The sequence below is a fragment of the Flavobacterium enshiense DK69 genome, from assembly GCF_000498495.1.
GTDB lineage: Bacteria > Bacteroidota > Bacteroidia > Flavobacteriales > Flavobacteriaceae > Flavobacterium > Flavobacterium enshiense.
Map to the genome: position 1 here is coordinate 36,404 of NZ_AVCS01000003.1, position 18,583 is coordinate 54,986.

At 37.9% G+C, this 18,583-nt stretch carries 17 protein-coding genes and 1 pseudogene; 5 read left to right on the top strand and 13 right to left on the bottom strand.

The features are described 5' to 3' along the window. Positions 1-106: 106 nt before the first annotated feature. Positions 107-1,630, bottom strand: coding sequence for a T9SS type A sorting domain-containing protein (locus tag FEDK69T_RS01065; RefSeq protein ID WP_023572278.1), 1,524 nt, complete (start codon positions 1,628-1,630; stop codon positions 107-109). 356 nt (positions 1,631-1,986) lie between these two features. Further along, entirely contained in the window at positions 1,987-3,420 is a 1,434-nt protein-coding gene (gene mnmE / locus FEDK69T_RS01070; RefSeq protein WP_035629938.1) for a tRNA uridine-5-carboxymethylaminomethyl(34) synthesis GTPase MnmE, read from the bottom strand. 223 nt (positions 3,421-3,643) lie between these two features. Here mnmE and FEDK69T_RS01075 point away from each other — a divergent pair, with 223 nt between their 5' ends. Further along, complete coding sequence (locus FEDK69T_RS01075; protein ID WP_023572280.1) at positions 3,644-4,483, top strand: universal stress protein; 840 nt, start codon at positions 3,644-3,646, stop codon at positions 4,481-4,483. Between the two features lie 202 nt (positions 4,484-4,685). On the opposite strand, the gene dnaN is transcribed toward FEDK69T_RS01075, so the two are convergent. The 5 genes from dnaN to FEDK69T_RS01100 form a co-directional block, all read right to left on the bottom strand. Further along, a complete protein-coding gene (dnaN, locus tag FEDK69T_RS01080; RefSeq protein WP_023572281.1) occupies positions 4,686-5,804 on the bottom strand; it encodes a DNA polymerase III subunit beta in 1,119 nt (372 codons plus the stop codon). A gap of 96 nt (positions 5,805-5,900) precedes the next feature. Further along, complete coding sequence (gene gldG, locus FEDK69T_RS01085) at positions 5,901-7,589, bottom strand: gliding motility-associated ABC transporter substrate-binding protein GldG (RefSeq protein ID WP_035629937.1); 1,689 nt, start codon at positions 7,587-7,589, stop codon at positions 5,901-5,903. Then, positions 7,589-8,314, bottom strand: a complete 726-nt coding sequence (gene gldF / locus FEDK69T_RS01090) for a gliding motility-associated ABC transporter permease subunit GldF (protein ID WP_023572283.1) — start codon at positions 8,312-8,314, stop codon at positions 7,589-7,591. The genes gldG and gldF overlap by 1 nt, the downstream gene beginning before the upstream one ends. A gap of 58 nt (positions 8,315-8,372) precedes the next feature. Further along, positions 8,373-8,669, bottom strand: coding sequence for a putative quinol monooxygenase (locus FEDK69T_RS01095; RefSeq protein WP_023572284.1), 297 nt, complete (start codon positions 8,667-8,669; stop codon positions 8,373-8,375). 28 nt (positions 8,670-8,697) lie between these two features. Further along, positions 8,698-9,525, bottom strand: coding sequence for an SAM hydrolase/SAM-dependent halogenase family protein (locus FEDK69T_RS01100; protein WP_023572285.1), 828 nt, complete (start codon positions 9,523-9,525; stop codon positions 8,698-8,700). Between the two features lie 96 nt (positions 9,526-9,621). Here FEDK69T_RS01100 and FEDK69T_RS01105 point away from each other — a divergent pair, with 96 nt between their 5' ends. Next, complete coding sequence (locus FEDK69T_RS01105; protein WP_023572286.1) at positions 9,622-10,572, top strand: PhoH family protein; 951 nt, start codon at positions 9,622-9,624, stop codon at positions 10,570-10,572. A gap of 110 nt (positions 10,573-10,682) precedes the next feature. Here the strand turns inward: FEDK69T_RS01105 and FEDK69T_RS01110 are convergent, their stop codons facing one another. Both FEDK69T_RS01110 and FEDK69T_RS01115 read right to left on the bottom strand, forming a co-directional pair. Then, positions 10,683-11,372, bottom strand: coding sequence for a hypothetical protein (locus FEDK69T_RS01110; protein ID WP_023572287.1), 690 nt, complete (start codon positions 11,370-11,372; stop codon positions 10,683-10,685). Positions 11,373-11,503: 131 nt separating this feature from the next. Further along, entirely contained in the window at positions 11,504-12,067 is a 564-nt protein-coding gene (locus tag FEDK69T_RS01115; RefSeq protein ID WP_023572288.1) for a DUF4136 domain-containing protein, read from the bottom strand. Positions 12,068-12,428: 361 nt separating this feature from the next. Here FEDK69T_RS01115 and FEDK69T_RS01120 point away from each other — a divergent pair, with 361 nt between their 5' ends. Beyond that, entirely contained in the window at positions 12,429-13,559 is a 1,131-nt protein-coding gene (locus tag FEDK69T_RS01120) for a BamA/TamA family outer membrane protein (RefSeq protein ID WP_023572289.1), read from the top strand. 56 nt (positions 13,560-13,615) lie between these two features. On the opposite strand, the gene FEDK69T_RS01125 is transcribed toward FEDK69T_RS01120, so the two are convergent. Beyond that, complete coding sequence (locus FEDK69T_RS01125; RefSeq protein ID WP_023572290.1) at positions 13,616-14,755, bottom strand: formylglycine-generating enzyme family protein; 1,140 nt, start codon at positions 14,753-14,755, stop codon at positions 13,616-13,618. A gap of 132 nt (positions 14,756-14,887) precedes the next feature. Next, entirely contained in the window at positions 14,888-16,120 is a 1,233-nt protein-coding gene (locus tag FEDK69T_RS01130; protein WP_023572291.1) for an MFS transporter, read from the bottom strand. A 527-nt stretch (positions 16,121-16,647) separates the two neighbouring features. Here FEDK69T_RS01130 and FEDK69T_RS15290 point away from each other — a divergent pair. After that, the gene (locus FEDK69T_RS15290; RefSeq protein ID WP_162147232.1) at positions 16,648-17,052 is read left to right on the top strand and encodes a WG repeat-containing protein; all 405 of its coding nucleotides are present in this window, start codon (positions 16,648-16,650) and stop codon (positions 17,050-17,052) included. Between the two features lie 77 nt (positions 17,053-17,129). Further along, entirely contained in the window at positions 17,130-17,393 is a 264-nt protein-coding gene (locus FEDK69T_RS15295; RefSeq protein ID WP_023572293.1) for a WG repeat-containing protein, read from the top strand. A 71-nt stretch (positions 17,394-17,464) separates the two neighbouring features. Here FEDK69T_RS15295 and FEDK69T_RS15920 read toward each other — a convergent pair whose 3' ends face one another. Both FEDK69T_RS15920 and FEDK69T_RS16175 read right to left on the bottom strand, forming a co-directional pair. Beyond that, entirely contained in the window at positions 17,465-17,833 is a 369-nt protein-coding gene (locus FEDK69T_RS15920) for a hypothetical protein (RefSeq protein ID WP_035629877.1), read from the bottom strand. Between the two features lie 216 nt (positions 17,834-18,049). Further along, positions 18,050-18,388, bottom strand: a pseudogene (locus tag FEDK69T_RS16175) (toxin-antitoxin system YwqK family antitoxin); the annotation flags it as partial. Positions 18,389-18,583: the final 195 nt, after the last annotated feature.

The window sequence follows — 18,583 nt, forward strand, 5'->3', positions numbered from 1 at the left end:
CGACCCTTCGACAGGCTCAGGATCCATGCAGTCATTAAATTGGCGTTCCGGTGGCTGAGCCTGTCGAAGCCACGTCTTTTTTATTGAATTATTTCATTGATGAAGATTATCTGACTACCAATTTTTGTGTTTTATAATGGTTACCGATCTTGATTTGAATCAGATAGGTTCCACTTCTTAAATGATCAGCATTCATGTCAATGTGTTTGTCTCCTGAATCCAGATTACCTTCAAATAAATTTTCTACAATTCTTCCGTTTAAATCAAAGAGAGTAACAGACACATTTTCCGGTTGTGAAAGGGAAAAGGAAATGGTTGAGGATCCAGAAATTGGATTGGGATAAATTATAAATGAATTTTCCGGTTGAAAGTCATTTACTGATAATGGGTCGACTGATAATTTCACGATCCAATAATCATAATCGCCTTTATTATCCAAAATATCTCCATTTGTAGAATTACTCATTCCTGCGATAATATAGCCTCCGTCAGAAGTTTTTTGGATGGCAAAGGCCCTGTCATCTCCTGAACCGCCCAATGTTTTTTGCCATAGTATTCCTCCTGTAGCGTCAAATTTTATGACCCAATAATCATAACCACCATGATTTCCCGTCACATCTCCGTCTGTAGAAGAAGTGACGCCTGCAACAATGTAACCACCATCAACAGTTTGTTGCATATCATAGGGGGTATCAGCGCCTGAACCTCCTGCAATTTCATACCATTGAGGAATGCCGTTTGCATTTAGTTTATGGATGTAGATATTGTCATAACTATTCTCTACAAGGATATACCCTCCATCAGAGGTTTGTCTAACACAATAAATACTGTCAGCATTGTCTCCTCCCAAGGTTCTCTGCCATTGAATAATTCCGGTTGCACTCAATTTTACAATCCAGCCATTGTAACCTCCGCCATTTGTAGTAATATCTCCATCTGTAGAATTACTTTCCCCGGCAACAATGTATCCGCTATCTGCAGTTTGCTGTATACTCCGTGCATAGTCTTGCCCGTTGCCCCCAAATGTTTTCTGCCATTGAATAGTTCCGGAAGGATTCAATTTTACTACCCAGAAATTAGTACCCCCATAAACTGATGTGACATCACCATTTGCAGAGCCGCTATAACCAGCAAATACATATCCTCCATCTGAGGTTTGTTGGATGCTTAGTACTGATTCCCAACCGGTACCTCCAAAAGTCTTTTGCCAAACAACGGTTCCTGAGCTATTTAATTTTATAACCCAACAATCATAGCCGCCGTGATTGTTTGTAATATCTCCATCTGATGAATTGGTTGAGCCTGCGAGAATATAACCGCCATCCAGAGTTTGTTGTATACTGTTAATGTCGTCCAAACCGGAACCTCCAAATGTTCTTTTCCATTGAATAGTCCCAGTGCTGTTTATTTTTGCAATCCAACAATCATAATCTCCATGAAATCCGGTAACGTCACCATCGTTAGAACCTGTCATTCCGGAAATAAGATAACCACCGTCTGAGGCTTGGCAAATGCTATTTCCGTAATCATCTGCAGAGCCACCATAGTTTTTTTGCCATTGTATGGCGGGTTGGGAATAACTAAGAAAAGAAAGCAGTAATCCAATAAAAAAAGTAAAATGTGTTTTCATAACTATTTAAATTTTTTAGAACTGTGAGATCGGTCTCTTACAGTACTTCAGTTAAAAATAAATTTTATGAAATGGGGTCTTAGGGGTTTTTATGAAACTTTTGGTTTATTGAAAAATTAATCACCAAGGTTATATAAATCATTCTAACCAAACTGGATTATTTTAGAATAGTAAAACTGTAAATCAAAATTGATTTAATATACTGTTTTATTTATTAAAATTAATAATAAATAATTGAATTACAGTCAATTGTGTGTTTATTCTATTAGAAATGTGCTAACAAAATCTGAAGTTGACGTCAAATAGTAATGTTGTCAGTTTTTAAAGGAATCGAACCCGCCAACTAAAGAATCGGATTACTTTCCGATACAGAAATTAGCAAAAATATTCCCCAATAACTCATCATTAGTAACCTGTCCTGTAATCTCCCCGAAATAGAACAATGCCTGACGGATGTCGATTGCCATTAAATCGGCAGAAAGACCGCTTTGTAATCCCCATTGTACTTTTTGGATTTCCTCTAAGGCTTTCAGTAACGAATCGTAATGTCTTGTGTTGGTTACTATGGTTTCGTTGTTGCGTAGCGCTCCGGTGTTTACAAAAGAAAGCAATTGGTTTTTCAGGTCATCGACACCTTCTTTGTTTTTGGCGGAGATGAAGATAGTTGAAAGTGTTCGATTTACAGTTAACAGTTCTTCCTGATACTTGTTTAACCTGTTGTTAATTTGGGTTAAAGTATCTGGGGAGATCACATCTTTTTTGTTAACAATAACGATTAAAGATTTCTGTGGATATTGGTTTTGGATTTTACCTATTTCATTGATAAAAGTGTCTAATTGACCGTTGGCTGCAAACTGTGAACCGTCAACTAAATACAAAATTACTTGAGCTAATTCGATCTTCTCAAATGTTTTCTTGATACCGATGCTTTCCACATGGTCCTGTGTTTCACGGATACCGGCTGTATCAATGAATCTAAACCCGATACCATCAATGACCAATTCGTCTTCGATAGTATCGCGGGTTGTTCCGGCTATGTCGGATACGATGGCACGTTCTTCATTTAGCAACGCATTCAGTAGGGTAGACTTCCCAACATTTGGTTCACCTACAATAGCAACTGGAATGCCGTTTTTGATTACGTTGCCCACAGCAAACGAATCAATAAGACGTTTTAAGACAAATTCGATTCGGTTCAGTAAATCATGGAATTGGGTACGATCAGCAAATTCGACGTCTTCTTCGGCAAAGTCCAACTCCAGTTCAATCAAAGAAGCGAAGTTAAGAAGCTCTTCACGGAGTTTTGCAATCTCGTTACTGAAACCACCGCGCATCTGCTGCATGGCAATTTGGTGGGATGCTTCATTATCCGAAGCAATCAAATCGGCTACGGCTTCGGCTTGCGATAAGTCCATTTTACCGTTCAAAAACGAACGCAAGGTGAACTCGCCCGGCTGTGCCATTCGACATCCTTTACGAAGCAATAACTGGATAATTTGTTGTTGGATATAGGTTGAGCCGTGACACGAGATTTCAACCGTATTTTCTCCGGTATATGAATTCGTTCCTCTGAAAAGTGATAACAATACCTGGTCGATTACTTTACTGCCATCGACAATATGCCCTAAATGTAGCGTATGGGTTTTTTGCAGGGTAATGTCCTTCCCGGAAACCGATTGGAATACCAGCGAAGCAATAGCAATAGCATCTTTCCCTGAAAGACGGATAACAGCAATTGCACCCGCTCCGGAAGGTGTCGCTAAGGCTACAATAGTATCGTTTGGAATCATTTTTTTTTGAGTTACAGGGTTTTCCGGTTGCAAAGTTACAAAATTTCAAAGTTTCAAATCCTAGATACAAAATTCCATATTCTTTAGCTCATAACATATGATTTGTAAATCATAACTCCCTCACGGTTAAATAATTGAAAAACTGATATTAATCAGATTTTATTTGCTTTTCTTTTAGTAACTTTATGTAACAATTTGAAAACCAACACGAAAACCGACAGTTATGAAAAAGATACTTTTCCCTACCGATTTTTCCGAAACAGCGAACAATGCATTTGTTTATGCTTTGGATATGGCAAAATCTATCGACGCAGAAGTAATTGTGCTTCATGTTTATGATTTGCCTACGGTGTCATTCGGGGAAGTTCCGGTGACATTGGTTGAGATTTACGATTCTATTGAATTGGACAACTTTGAAAATTTTAAGGACCAGATTCCGATTTTACGCGAAATAGCAGAAAAACACCAGCTTGGGGATGTTAAGATGAGTCATGTGTTGCGTCATGGTGATTTGGTGCGCATCATGAAAGAAATATGTCATGACGAAAAAGTAGATATGGTTGTAATGGGTACTAATGGCGCTTCCGGTATGCAGGAAGTGTTTTTGGGTTCCAATACTGGAAATGCGATTGTGAATGTGCCGGTAACGCTTTTATGTGTGCCTAATAAAGCCAAATTCAAACTATTGCAAAATATAGGATTCACTACAACATTCAACGATCAAGATAGTGAAGTGTTGCATCGGGTAGTGGCTATTGCGAAGAAATTCCACGCCAAAGTGAAATGTGTAACCGTCAGAACACATGGTTTTAATGTAACCGAAGAAGGTATGGAATTTTGGAAAGCTCCATTTAAAAACGAGCCGGTTGAGTTCTTTTTGGTTCCACATGATGATGTGAAAGAAACCATTCTTGACTTTATAGAGCATCAACACATTGATATGCTGGCGATGGTAACACATAAACGCAACTTCTTCCAGGAATTGTTTACCCACAGTCTGACACAAAAACTTTCTTACCACATCGAAACACCTATTTTAGCGTTTCATGAGAGTAATAAGTGAAGTAGTCAGCAATCAGAAGGCAGAAGGCAAGCGTTAATAAACGATTTACAGTCTGATAATCTAAGAGGTCTAAGTAATCTAACAATAAAAAAACCGCAATTCCTCATAACTGGATTGCGGTTCTTTGGTATAAAAGGGTTGGTTATAGTCTTTTTTGAATTTCGAATTATGAATTACGAATTCAAATCTCTTAATTTTTAAATTAATTATTCAGCATCACCGGCATTACCAACATGGTAACTGTTTCGCCTTCGTCTAAACCATCAACAGGAGTAAGAATTCCGGCGCGGTTTGGTAATGACATCTCTAATTGGATTTCATCCGATTGTAAGTTGGTCAACATCTCTGTCAAGAAACGGGAGTTGAAACCAATCTGCATATCATCACCTTGATAATCACATGTCAAACGCTCTTCTGCTTTGTTTGAGTAGTCAATATCTTCTGCTGAGATATTCAATTCAGCTCCGGCGATTTTCAAACGAATTTGGTGTGTAGTTTTGTTGGCAAAAATAGCCACACGACGAACAGAACTTAAAAACTGAGATCTGTCCATTACTAATTTATTAGGGTTCTCTTTTGGAATTACCGCTTCGTAATTAGGGTATTTACCATCAATTAAACGACATGTTAATGTATAGTTGTCAAAAGAGAAGGTTGCATTCGAATCGTTGTATTCAATTTTAACTTCCGCATCCGATGTTGCCAGGATTCCTTTTAAAATGTTCAAAGGTTTTTTCGGCATGATGAAATCGGCAGCCTGAGATGCTTTTACATCTGCACGGGCATATTTTACCAATTTATGAGCATCCGTTGCTACGAAAATCAATCCTTCTGTGGAGAACTGGAAGAAAACCCCCGACATTACCGGACGTAAATCGTCGTTACCGGCTGCGAAAATGGTCTTGCTTACTGCAGTTGCTAATACTTCAGCAGGAACTAATGTGGAAGATGGTTCTTCTAAAACAACTGCTTTAGGGAATTCTTCTCCAGGAGCGTATGCTAGAGCATATTTACCCGAATTAGAACTGATTTCGATAGTATTGTTATCCTCAACAGTGAATGTCAAAGGCTGTTCAGGGAATGTTTTAAGTATTTCCAATAATAATTTTGCAGGAACGGCTACACTTCCTTGGCTGGTAGAATCAATTTCCAAAGTAGAAGACATGGTAGTCTCTAAATCAGATGATGAAACACGTAACTGGTTATTGTCTAATTCAAATAAGAAATTATCTAAAATAGGCAGGGTGTTGCTGCTGTTGATTACACTACCTAAAACCTGTAGCTGTTTTAACAAATAGGAACTGGATACAATAAACTTCATCTTCTTTCTTTTTTAGTGCCGTAAAACTTTATTTTCATTTTAGGCTTCACAAATATATTCTAAACTATGTAACTTAAAAATATTTTTTATTAACAACTAGCGGGCATATTTACGCTTTCTCAGGAAGGTAAATAGGAATCCGAAAATAGCCAGTACAACTATTGGTAATCCGACAGTTACGGCCTGTGTGAACGTATAATTCTCGTGTACTTTTTCTTTGTCCAATAAAGGTAAATCTACATCCTTACCACGAATGTTGATAAGTCCGTTATCATCAAGCAGATAATTTACACAGTTTAATAAGAACTCCTTGTTTCCGAACAGGTTATTCGTCCATTTGTCATAACCCAATTCCATAGGTTGGTAAGCCTGATCCAATTGGTTTTTAATGACATCGCCATCGGAAATAATGATCATCTTGTTGTTTTTCCCTTGATTTACAAATGATTTGTCTTTAAAAGGAAGGACGCGGTTTTCATACATCGAACGGAATTTTCCTTCCAATAACACGGCTACAGGCAATGAGCCACTTCCGGGAGGGTAGTCTTTCGGGCTGGTTTCTTCCGTTACCATTTCAAGGTTAACTTCGGTTGGAACCCCAATGGCTTTGGAATATTTGGACGATTGCATTAAAACCGTTTTCTTAATATCGTTTTTAAGTAATTCAATCGGATTAGCGAAATCGAATTTAACTCCTTCAATATTTTTTACGATTGGATGCTGAGATTGCGGATATACGAATGGAGCAAATTTCCAAGGGTATTGCTGGTATTCCGTTTTGCTTCCCGGTTCTCCTGTTGCCAGTTTTATAGGTGTGGCCTGTTCGTCTTTTATCAGAAGCGGATTGATTCGCACTCCGTATTTGAAGAACATATCGGTAAGGTTTAAATCTTTCGGATAGGCTAAAATAGCGCCTGATTCATTGTACAAACTGTCCATTTCCGCCTGAACGTCATCCACCATCCAAAGTGTTTTCCCACCGTTAAGTATGTATTGATCCAGCACTTCTTTTTCTTCTTCTGTAAAGCGTTTGGAAGGTTTGGCAATGATGGCCAAATCGTATTTTTTAAGGGCTTCAAGAGAGCGCTGCGGACTCTTGGCCACAGAATCCATCGTAAATGGGCCAATATAATAGCTTTCACGGATCGTTCTTAAGAAATCGGCAATCTGCATGTCGTGTAACTCGCCAATCCCCTTGATGACAGCAATTTTCTTTTCTTTTGCTTTAGTGATTTTATTGAAAGCATCAGCCAAAGCGTATTCTAAATGCTGAACGGAGCTCACTACTTTTTCTTCCGTAGAAGCGCCCATCATGTTTTTCAGCAATTGTACTTTAGTGCTTTTACCGTTATAGGTTGCAATCGCCCAAGGGAAAACCACTTCCTGAGATTGTTTTCCTTTGTCGTCAACCGTGATGCTTACAGGGGTTAAACCTCTTTGATACAGCATTTTCATATTGGCCTCGCGCTCTTCTTCTTTTTCCAATGGGTTTACGAATTGGAAAATGATATTGGAGTTGTAGGCTTTGAATTCTTCTAATGTCTGACGGGTTTCTCCCTGTAAACGTTTGAATTCCGCAGGAAACTGACCTTCTAAAAATACATCAATGTAAAGCGGACTGTCAATTTGTTTGATGATGTTCAACGAAGCTTCCGATAAAGTATATCGTTTGTCGGCCGTTAAATCGAATCGTTTGAAAAAGTAATTTCCGAAAACGTTAATGGCAATTAATCCGGCGATTAGTAATCCTAATTGCTTTAATCCTTGTTTTTTAGCTTCTTTCATTACCATTTCAAAGATTTAAGTTGATATACTGTTCCAGCCAAAAAAGCAATGGTAATACTAACAAAATATAAAATATCGCGCGTATCCAAAACGCCGCGACCCATACTTTTAAAATGATAATCGAATCCGAAACTTGCAAATAAACCTCCGAAATCACCCATATAGGTAGCTAAACCTTCAAATCCGAAGTAAAAGAGGAAGCAAAGGAAAACGGCAAGGATGAAAGCCACAATCTGATTGTCTGAAAGGGTGGAAGTGAAAATCCCGATGGAAGAATAAGCCGCAATCAGGAACAATAACCCAAAATAGGATCCCAAAGTGCTCCCCATATCCAGATTGCCGGTTGGGTTTCCTAAATCGGAAATAATGAAAACATAGATGATGGTTGGAATAATCGCAATAATAATCAGCAAGAAAGCGCCAAGGAATTTTCCGTTTACGATTTCCCAGGTGCTTAACGGTTTGGTCAGCATTAATTCGATGGTTCCCTGTTTTTTCTCATCAGAGAAACTACGCATGGTTACTGCGGGAATCAGGAAAATTAAAATCCAAGGGGCTAAAGTGAAGAACGGACTCAAGTCGGCAAATCCACTTTTTAAAATATTGAAATCTCCTTCAAATACCCACAGGAAAAGTCCGTTGAGCAAAAGAAAAATAGCGATAACCAAATACCCGATTGGCGAACCGAAAAAGGATTTGATTTCTCGTAGTAATAATGCTTTCATCTTGTCATTGCGAGGATCAAAACAATCGTGATCCTCATTGTTTATTATTGTTTATTAATTATTCTAAAGTGACTAACTTATCCACGCTCCATGCTTCAGGTTTGTCATTGAACAGTTTTTTGGTGAATGTCCAAACGTCGTAAAACAATTCGGAATTTCTGTAATTCTCCAAATCTTGTTCTTTTTCCCAATAGCTGTAAGTGAAAAATATACACGGGTTGTTTTTGTCCTGATATAATTCAAGTAAGCGGTTTCCCGGTGCACTTCGTATTTTCTCTTTCATTTGCTCGAAATTCTCAAGAAATGCAGGGATATTTTCTTCGTGAAAACTTAGTTTTACAATGCGTACAAACATACTAATTTTTTATTATTTGTTAATTTGGTTATGTGAATTGAATGGTAACAGTATCCCTGAACTTCAATCCGAGCAGAGAGGTGGCCGAGCCAACGGTTGACGGATTACTTTTGTAAATGGCAATTTCCAGAAAATCGGCTTCATTAAAGAGAGCCAGTCGTTCGCCTTCGAAATCCTTCAGCGTGAATTTATCTGTCACTTTAAAATCCGAATAACTTTTGTGGATGCTTCTGATGGTTTTGGTTCCGAATTTAACCTCAAAAGAGCGTCCTTTTGCTGTATCCTGAATCATTTTTTGGGAAATATTGGTTACGCAGTTTCCGAAATGATCGATGTAAACAACTGCTCCTTTGATGGAACTGAAGTCGGACGCCACAATAGCCTGTAATTCGTTTATAGTTTTTAACGATGAAATTTCCCTTCCGATAACACTCATGACACCTCCTTTTGACAGGTGGCAGGCTACCTTTACAAATACCTCCATATCAGAAGTTCCTTCCGGAAAACGGTCGTGCACATTGATTTCCACAATTTTCTGAGGAACTATTTTTTGGGTAAGGATGCTTAGGATTCCATTATCGGCACAAATAAAATAATGATCGTTCCATTGCATAGCAATATGCTTATTCTCCGGAGTGCGTTCTGAATCGACCCCAATAATATGCACGGTTTGTTTCGGAAAGCTGTTATAGGCAGCACTAATGATATAGCTTGCTTCTGAAATATTGAACAAATCTACGTTATGCGAAATGTCAAAAATCTGTGCCTGAGGATGTTCTGTAATAATCTTGCCTTTTAACGCGCCAACAAAGTGGTCTTTCAAGCCGAAATCGGTAGTTAGCGTAATTATTGACATCATTTTGTTTATAATTATTACAGAAAGTTTTTCTAAAATTCACTAGATTTGAGATAATGCAAAGCTAACTTATTTTTTAATTAAATCCAGCTGCTTTTGAACGAAAGAACCATCGAATTGACAGACATCACTCCCAAAGAATTTTGGGGTGCTCAAGATGCACATCTTGAAGTAATTAAAAAATTATACCCGAAATTAAAAATTGTAGCCCGGGGCACGCTGGTGAAAGCCTACGGAGAAAAGGAAATTTTGGATGAATTTGAGATACGTTTTAATCGCTTAATCAATCATTTTTCACGTTACAATTCCATTGACGACAATGTAATTGAACGCATTGTGCAAACGAACAGTCAGGACGAGCAACGTATGGCGGATCATGATAAAATTCTGGTACATGGATTAGGAGGTAAGTTGATTAAAGCCATGACACCTAATCAGCAAAAATTAGTTGATTATGTAGCCAAAAACGACATGGTATTTGCCGTAGGTCCAGCCGGAACAGGGAAAACCTATACCGGAGTGGCTTTGGCGGTAAAAGCCTTAAAAGAGAAACAGGTAAAACGAATCATTTTAACGCGTCCTGCTGTTGAAGCCGGCGAAAATTTAGGTTTCCTTCCCGGTGATATGAAGGAAAAACTGGATCCATACATGCAGCCGTTGTATGATGCCTTGCGCGATATGATTCCGCCGCAAACGCTGGATGATTACATTATGAAAGGAATTATTCAGATTGCACCTTTGGCATTTATGCGTGGACGTACTCTGGATAATGCATTTGTAATTTTAGATGAGGCACAAAACACCACGCACTCGCAAATGAAAATGTTCCTTACTCGTATGGGTAGGAATGCCAAGTTCATAATTACGGGAGATCCCGGTCAGGTAGATTTACCGAGAAGAACAATTTCCGGTTTAAAAGAGGCTTTACTTGTGTTGAAAGATATAGAAGGAATCGGGATTATTTATCTTGATGATAAAGATATTGTTCGCCACAGATTAGTGAAGAAAGTAATTGATGCTTATAAGAGCATCGAAAATCATGATTAAAACAAAATTTAAAGCTGTAAAACGGGTCGGATATTTAACGAAAACACCAGAACATAAAAAAACCTACATAACAAAAGTCATGTAGGTTTTTTTTATTAGGTGAGGGATAATTAGCCCCCTACGTTAAATACGAGTCCGCCTCCCAATGTAAACTGATAAACGGTAGAATAACTGCTGACACCAACCCCAGGTCCACCTGTGCCAACATATACGCCACCACCAAAAGCCTGAGAAATGGACAGTAATTGTGCCTGAAGCCTGATACCAACTTTTTCACTTGGCCAAATAATTGCTCCCCCTTTCATTCCCCATGCGAATTTTGTTGTGGAATCTGATCTTCCATTCTTAGGGTTGTCAAGATTTACAATACCGACACCGGCGCTTAATCCACCAAAACCTTCTACCATCGAACCGGGTTTTCTAAAGCTTCGGTTACCGCCCAACATGATGTAATTTATGGCTACATCCAAATCGGTATGTTCTTCACCAAAAATACCTCCATTGTAATAATGTGTTGGTGCTGTTGTGTTTAGGCTTTGCCAGTATAACTCTATAAAAGTACTTGGTGCTGCTTCATACTCGACCCCTACACCATACATGAAACCACCTTTAATTTTTCCATTGAAATAATAGCCATAGTCATAATATGAGTCAAAACTGTCATCAAATGCATATGAACCATATGCATTTAACCTTATTCCGCCTGAACTCTTAGGAGCCCCACCACCACTGGTTTGTGCCTGTACAAAAAGTGAGGAAACCAATAGTAAACCTGTTATTAAGATCGATCTTGTTTTCATGTTTTTTTTGTTTTTTAAGTTCTTATTTTGGTTTTGGATTAATTTTTTTTAGTTGTTGTTTCCTATAGATCACAAATTGTCTTCAGGCAGTATGTTTCTAATTGAAACATCAGATTTATTGATGGTAAATATTATTTTTTTGGTTTTGGAGGGTAATTTTCCAGAATTTTGGCAACGGCCTCGTTTATGTTCTTGTCTGGATTTTTAGAAGGTGAATCGATTTCCTTATTGCCTATGCCTTGCCATATCAATTGTTTATTGGAAGCATCCACAACGTCAATAATCAGGGAGCCTTCCTTGTATTCATAAACATTATATGTTGTTGTGCTGCCTACATATCCGCCTCCCCAATGGTAAGGGCGATAGTATCCACCGTAATTGTAATAATCAGTATTCGCAGTAACTGATTTTTTGTCTGTCAAAATAGTAGTAATGTTAACTAAAACATCTGGGTTGTCTGCCGATACAGCCAAGCCTTTTTTTATCATTTCGGCTTGCACAGCATTAATAATTCGGTTTTTGTTCAATTGGCTTATAGAGCCACTTTTGTCTGCCAGTTCATAAAAAGAAAAGGTTTTGTATTTTGAAAAATCGACTGATTTGTCGTAATCGGTTTGAACGGTTACGGAGTTGCAGGATATTAACAATACAGAAGTTACCAAAAGAAGTAATGAGAAATGTCTAATTGTTTTCATTTAATTGAAATTTAGTTTATTCCATTAACTGTACCCTTTACTACATTCTGTTTTTAACTCTTTGAATTAAATTTTGTAGCAAATTTTGTATGTAAATATAGGTATAAACATTTGATTTAATTTATTATTTTAACTGTATTATCGATGTTCTTACAAATAAAAACGACGTAAAATGATTAAATGATAATCAATCAAAGGTTTTGTATGTGAAATTTATATACTGTGTAATGTTGATGTGGAATAAGAAATTGAAAAAATGTCTATCAGTATTTATAAAATCACTTAAAATCTTGATTAGGAAATGCTAATGGTAAACTTATCGGAAAATTCAGTAAATTAGATGTGCTTAAACATCGCTATTATGAAAAGGATTCTCTTTGTTTCAATTTTAGGTCTGTTTACAATTTCGGTTCATAGTCAGCAAAAGATCTCATTGAAGGATTCATTAGATCAAAAACTCGATTTAAGTGATTGGGTATTGGAAGCCAATGGGTTTATCCCTGTTCCCATGCTTATTACCGAGCCTGCTTTGGGAGGAATCGGGGGAGCGTTATTTGGAGTATTTATAGATAAGAATACACCCTATACGGATACGATAAACGGTAAAGTGGTTAAAACCAGAGCGAAGCCTAATATTTATGGGGTAGGTGGAGCTTACACGGCAAACGGCACCTGGTTTGTCGGAGGAATGATGATGGGGGTAATAAAGAAATGGCGGGCCAATTATCGAATAGGGACAGCCTATGCTGATGTGAATCTGAAATTCTATAGACAAACAGAATTGACAGGGGAAAAGTCATTCGAATTCAATCTCAGAAGTTTTCCTATTAATGCACATTTAATCAAACAATTTGGACGGAGCGATTGGTTTGCCGGACTGAGTTATTTATTCCTGAATACCGAATTAGCAAGAACCAATGCCGAATTTCATACGCCAAAAGAAATTAAAAGCATAGTTAGCCGTTTGGGAATTTTGGTGGATTATGACGGAAGGGATAATATTTTTACTCCCGATAAGGGGTTTCGCTGGAATACTTTGGCGGCCGCTTCATCCGATGTTATTGGCAGCTATTATGAGTATGAGTCGGTTAATTCAGCTTTAATAGGCTATGTGCCGATTACTCCAACGCTGATATCCGGATACAGAGTGGAATACCAGCAGGTTTTTGGAGATTTCCCATTCTACATAAAACCTTATATTAATATGAGGGGAATACCTGCTGTTCGGTATCAGGGGGAAGTCACCACGCTGGCAGAAACCGAATGGCGTTGGGACATCACTACGCGATATAGCATTGTTGGGTTTCTTGGGACTGCCAAAGCATTGGAAGATTGGTCCGACTTTGATAATGCACCTTGGCGGGTTTCCGGCGGTTTAGGAGGCCGTTATCTGATTGCGCGAAAACTGAAACTCCGCATGGGGTTGGATGTTGCTCACGGCCCTGAAAGCTGGGGTTATTATATTGTATTGGGTTCCAATTGGCTCAGGTAATGAAAATCGAATTGGAATTTTTAGAATTGACATTCAAAAAAGAGGATGACCTAAATTTATTTACTTACTACACACCTAAAACCTAGATGGTTTGCAGCAGATCGTACTTCGCCTTTTCCTCTTGTTCCTACCATATAACGGGTACAATATTGGTCGGTACATAAAAATGAACCGCCTCGATGCACTTTTTTCTTTTGATTCGGTTCAGAAGGATCATTGCTGGCGATTGGGCCTTGAGGATTTTTTGATACTTTTTCTTTTGTGCTCAGGTATTGGTAATAGTCATTACTGTACCAGTCATTTGTCCATTCCCAAACATTTCCCGCCATGTCGTATAATCCGTATGGATTTGGCTTAAATTGTGCAGTCGGGGCAATTCCTTTAAAACCATCTTCTCCGGTATCACCATCTTTAATTGGGAAACGACCTTGGTATATATTGGCTTGATATTCCCCATTTGGTTTAAGTATATTGCCCCAAGTGTATAAGTTGCCGGTTTTTCCACCTCTGGCAGCAAATTCCCATTCTGCTTCAGTTGGCAGTCTTTTACCAACCCATGTAGCGTATGCCAATGCATCTTCATAAGCTATGTGAACAACAGGATATTTCTCTCTTCCTTTTATAGAGCTTCCCGGTCCTTCAGGGTGTCTCCAGTCGGCTTTGCCAACATAACTCCACCATTGAAGGAAATTGTCAAGATTTACTGCAGTAGGTGTTGGTGTGAAGACTACCGAACCTGTGATTAAATCTTCTTCGGCAGCTGTCGGAAATTCTTCTTTGGTTGGTTTTTGTTCAGCTACGGTGACATAACCGGTTGCTTTTACAAATTTTTCATATTCTTCATTGGTAACTTCGGTTTTGTCCATGTAAAAACCGTCGATATATACCCGATGTATCGGTGAAGCATCTTTTGTAACTCCCTTTAAACTGCATAAACTTTCATCTTCAATATTGCTGCCCATTGAGAATTCGCCTCCGGGTATCCATACCATTCCTTTCGGAGTTTTATTTGTGGAAGGAATGTGTTTATTTTCGATTGTTGGCTCAAATAACGATGTTCTCAAAGTGGTTGGGTTTTCTGTACAATTCATTTCACCCATTTTATCTTTTGGAACAGTAAATTTAGTATAGCCGTAAAGAATAGAGATAATTGAGATGCCGAGTATTGCAAAAATCAAATAAGTTTTATTTTTCATAATCCCCGATTTTATTTGAATGTAATTGACAGTCAGTACTTAAAAGGAATTTAAAGTTAAGAAAAATACACTTAATCAGTAGTGATTGATTGCTGATATTGCGAAAAATAATATTTTAGGACTATGCAGCTATCAATTTTTCAATACATTCTCTTGAGTTTTCAATTTCTCAGGCATGCGAAATTGAATTATTAGCGATGAAACAATTGTGAGTGCCCCAATAAAAAGAATAGCGTATTCAATTCCGAACAAATCAGCCATGATACCTGATATTATTGCGCCAAAGGCATAACCCAGATCTCTCCATAATCGGAACGTACCGATGCTTTCCGCCCGCTGTTTCGGACTAGTAGCCAGAGCAATAGTGGATAAGAATGTTGGATACACCAAAGCAGTGCCCAATCCTAAAATTGCCGAAAGTGTAGCTAAAACCACAAAACTACTGCTGTAAGGAAGAATCAGAATAGCTATTCCCTGTAACAGCATTCCCCAAAACAACATTGCTTTTTTAGAATAATGGTCTGACATTTTACCTGTAAAAAGTTGTCCTATCCCCCAAACAGTCGGATAAATAGCAGTAATTATCCCAATATTCTCGGTGTTATAATGTAGGGAAACAAGAACGATTGGCAGTAATCCCCAAATCATGCCATCGTTAAGGTTGTTGATTAACCCGGCCTGAGTAACTGAGCTTAAAGTTTTGTTTTTGAAAGTGGTTTCGATGAATACATTATCTAAATGTTCAGTGGTGGCGGTTGTACTTTCTTTATGGACAAATATTCTGGTATCTTTTACCCATAAAGCAGTTAACAGAAAACCGATTACTGAAATTGCAATCCCTATGTAAAATGGGTAGGGGGTAATACCATATTTATTCGCAATATAACCGGTTAAGAAAGCGACGAGTCCCACAGCGAAATAGCCTGCGAATTCATTGAGTCCCATAGCTAGGCCACGGTCTTTTTCGCCTACAAGGTCTATTTTCATTACAACGGTGCTGCTCCAGGTTAACCCCTGACTGATTCCTAAAAGCATGTTTGTAAAAATTACCCAACCCCAACTTGGCGCGTAAATCAGTAAAAAAGGGATTGGTATCGCTATCAACCAGCCGAATAATAAAAGATTTTTGCGCCCGAACCTATTGGCTAGTTTTCCGGTGAAATAATTCGTGAGGGCCTTTGTAATCCCGAAAGCCGTTATAAAGGAAAGTATGGCTGTTTTAGACGCTACGCCAAATTCACTATGGGCGAATTCTGGGAAGATGGTTCTTTCCATCCCAATCATTCCACCAACAAAAGCATTAATAATAACCAAAACGGTAAATTGTTTCCAATTTTCTTTTAAACCGAGCGTAATGCTTTCCATTTTAGATAGTGATATTTATGTTTGAAACGAGTTTGCCTTAAAAGATTATTCTGTGTACTTTTTGAGTTTTTCTACTGTGAAATATTGAAAAATAATGCTAATATAAAAATATGAAGAAGATATAAATGAAAAAAGCACCTGAATAAGGTGTTTTAATTTTTAGCGGAGAAGATTGCATCCCCAAAAGGAGGAGAATTCAAAAAAAAACCAGAAGCAGTTCCCGTACGGGAGCTCATGTTCTAAGGAAAGGGGTTAACCCCCGTTGACAGCGAATCAACATTGGACAGGCACTTCTTTTTGACATGTGGAAGAAGCCTAAATTTAATTGCGAATACTTATGAATACTCACTTGCCCGGCTCGGGAATTTAATATGAGCGTCGTCAAGCACAATGTTTTATATCTATTTATTTGCAACCCGTTCGAAAAATACTATTGTCTCATTTTGCAACCTAGCGGTTGAAATGGGAGGCCTATTGCTAATCAAAAAGTAGTATATATTAATTTTTAAAAATAAAAAGCGATGAAAATGAAGAAAATAGTGCAGGCTTCGGCATTATGTATGGCGTTTGGTCTTGTGAGTGCACAAAATTTAAAACCTTTTTCTAAAAATTACAAGGATGGGTATGAGGACGAAGCTGGCGAAATAATTGTCCCTGCTAAATACAATAAAGCAATGGAATTTTTTGAAGGGTTTGCGCCCGTGAAGCTCAATAACAAATGGGGTTTTATAGATAAGAACGGAAAAGAAATCACGCCAATAAAATATGATAAAGTGGCTCCTTTTTCGGAAGGTTTTGCGGCAGTTGAGCTCAATAAAACTTGCGGATTTATTGATAAGTCCGGTAAAGAAGTCATTCCGTTGAAATATAGTGTGGCAACTAATTTTCATGAGAGCCTGGCAAGAGTATTTGACAATTATTATGGTTTATAGAAAAGACCGGAAAAGTAATCATTCCGAATAAATATATTGATGTTGCCTCTTTCTCCGATGGTCTTGCTGCAGTTTATATGGATTATAAAAGGGGCTTTGTAGACAAGTCCGGAAAAGAAGTTATTGCAATAAAATACGAAAGTGCATCATCTTTTTCAGAAGGACTTGCTGCAGTTAAAACCGAGCAGGGATATGGTTATATAGACAAGTCCGGAAAAGAAATCATTCCTGTCAAATATGATGCAGCAAATAGCTTTTCTGGAGAGATTGCTGAAGTTGAGCTTAATGGCAGAACTTTTTACATAGACAAAACAGGTAACGAAGTAAGTAATCCGAACTAATAGGTTGGAAAAGTATGGATTTCACAGGAATCAATTTGCATGTATGGACAGCTTGAGATCAATTAATCCGTTTAAAGCTCATGAGCATGTTTGCCACCATTTTTCCGCAGTAAGTCATACAGCCGTTGTAATTCAGATACTCTTACGTGGTCAACGGGAGGACTGTTTTTAACATATTCAATACGCTTGAGAAGAAAATCCATCAATGTTTTACCGTCGTAAGTGTCTACGACATTGATGTCAATCTTCCATAATTTCACAGCCGCTAATACCGGGACTGAAAAATTCATATCAACTGTGAATTTTAAAAAGTTCATGTCAGTAGCTACTGAATCGCTATAATTATAACATCGAAAATTAGGACCAAAATATTTCCACATTACTCTAACCTTTTCATCAGCTTGTTCCCAAGTATCAGTTTGAGAATCAAAACAAACCATTTCATATAAATCTTGCTGAAATGTATAAGAAACACGAAAAGACGAGGGATTCTTCTGGAGTTTACCGCTATAAACGTCACTACAAATAATTTTGAAACTGTTTTCGTTAAAATTTGGACAGTTTAGGGTGCCGCTTGCCAGGAGGTCAGCTTCTCCATTCTCTTTGTAGCATTTCCAGGTTCGTGACGATGTACATTCAATGCCCGTAACAACATAACCGCCTTCGGCTTCAAGCTGGCCATTTTTAAAATAAAACTTCCAACTGCCTGTTCGCAGATAAGAATTTTTATTGTCAGCATATTCTCCAACACTAGCTAGCTGTCCGTTATCGTGATATTCTTTCCATAGGCCACTTTTTTGGCCGTAACTATAAATACCCTCAGTTTTTGCCTTCCCATTGGAGTAATACTCCTTCCATGCGCCAGTTTTATAATCTTTAATGCAATAACCAACTGCTTTTAATTGGCCATTATCAAAATATTCTTTTTTTAATTCCTGGGCAACTATGGAATGGGTAAAAAAGATTGAAAATAATAAGAATGTAATTTTCTTCAGACTTTATGGATTATACTGGTTCAACTTTTAGTTCGTAGAAATGGTAGCAAAGGTGTATAAGTATGACAACAGTCATACTTTATATTTTTAGTCAAGATAAAAAATATTCAAATCCTCAAAAGGGCTTTTTATATATCGAATGCTTTTCATAGTAAGTATGGGATGAATCACTGTCGTTTTCTGCAGTTGTGACCT